This is a genomic window from Abyssisolibacter fermentans (genome assembly GCF_001559865.1).
GTDB lineage: Bacteria > Bacillota > Clostridia > Tissierellales > MCWD3 > Abyssisolibacter > Abyssisolibacter fermentans.
This window is the reverse complement of the sequence record NZ_LOHE01000027.1, coordinates 1-1,762: the sequence shown is the minus strand read 5'-3', so window position 1 is coordinate 1,762 and position 1,762 is coordinate 1. Positions and strand designations below refer to the sequence as shown.

At 32.6% G+C, this 1,762-nt stretch carries 1 protein-coding gene; it reads left to right on the top strand.

Annotated elements, in window-relative coordinates; all coding sequences use genetic code 11:
- Window positions 1–474: 474 nt before the first annotated feature.
- Window positions 475–1,527 carry a DUF5104 domain-containing protein gene (locus tag AYC61_RS01595; protein ID WP_162265422.1) on the top strand — a complete coding sequence of 351 codons (1,053 nt, stop codon included), beginning with the start codon at window positions 475–477 and terminating at the stop codon, window positions 1,525–1,527.
- Window positions 1,528–1,762: the final 235 nt, after the last annotated feature.

Here is a 1,762-nt window from a genome sequence, read left to right as displayed (position 1 = left end):
TTAAATCAGGAGAGATGATTTTATTATGGCTACTAGTGTGGGATTTGTTTAATCCAGTTGAATGGCAGATTGAAAAGAAGAAAATAGCTGATAATTTGAGTGATGTTTTGAAGAGGCAATTAGATTTATATTGTACTTGATTAACAGGAGTATAGAGGCATATTCCGCTCTGTACATAGCCTAATAATATATGTCCGTACGCTACGCAAATTACTTCATCGGGTGTAAGCACTGCCAAGGCGGTATTTCTTTGAGGACCGATTCAGGAACGTCGTAAACACGAAACGTTATATGACATTACATACTAGTATAGATTCATAAACTGAGCTATATGGAGGGAGCTAAAAAAGCTTAAATACATGATATAATAAAAAGAAAACCAAGAAAAAATTATTTATATAGTCTTAATGAAAGGAAATAATATAGATGATAAAAAAATTCACTTGCTTTTTTTTAGTTATTATTTTGCTTATAATGAGTTTAACAGGTTGTTCGCGAACTGATTTATTAAATTTAGTAGCTGCTCGAGATAGTAGATACAATCAACAAATGGTAGATGATTTATTTTTAGCACTTGATAATAATCATAAAGAAGATTTAAAGAGCCTTTTTGCGATTAGTGTTATTGATAGTAATGAAAATCTTGACGCACAAATTGATGAACTTATGGAATTTTACAAAGGTCCGAAAGAAAGTGATGAAGGTGTAAGACTTATAAGCACTTCAGAGCACATGGGACCTGGAGAAGATCGATTAGAAATATATAACAGTTTTACTGTTACAGCTGGGGGAATAAAATATCATGTTTCTATGAAAATGATTGCTATAAACGAGGAAAACAGAGATGAAGAAGGACTTCGTATGTTAGAATTTGCAACTGAAGAAGCTTATGAAAGCAAATATTTCTCTTGGCATTTTATTGATGATGACATACATGGAGTCTATGTTAAAACTTCACCTGAAAAACGAAATGATGTAATGGTGGTTGAAAAAAGGAAAGTAAAATATACACCTGTTAACAGGACCTTAACCGAAACCGATTTTTTAAAATATGTAAAAAACAATGATAGCTTTAGTGGTTTGATAAGCACAATTGGGGAAGCAAATGCTGATTGGATCAACTTTGGATTTTATTATTTTGAACTCTCTAACAAACTGATTGTTGTATGCAACGTTGAAGATGAAAAAATAAAATATCTATATGTTGCAAATGAGGATGAAGAACTTTATACACTTTGGATTCCAGACGATATGATTAAAGTACATGGAAGTTATAATGCCTATACTTTTGTTGACAGAGAGCTTACAGAAGATGTCTTTTTGTCTTTTGTAAAAACAAGCAGAGATTTAAAAGAACTGCATGATAAAATTGGTCCACCAACAGTAGATACAAGTTTTTATTCGTATTATCAATTACCTGATGGTAGTTTTATCGGTTGCCACCATGCAGGATACAAAGTAAAGGAAATTTTTATTGCAGACTCCGAAAAAAGACTTAATACAATATGGAAATACGAAGATAAGTAGTTTAAATTACTTGTAAATATCATTTTTTCTGATGGCTATTGGCAAGCTTTCGTATGTAGCGTCATATAACAATATATTTCCGTTCGCTATGCACATATCTTCACTGGGTATGAGCACCGCCTACGAAGAAGGGCGCTGAGGGTTCAGCTCAGACACATCGGAAATACGAAACTCACACACTAGATTATTAAAAAGAAGAGGTGAAGTTTATGAGTTTATGGGGTTCGTTCTAAAT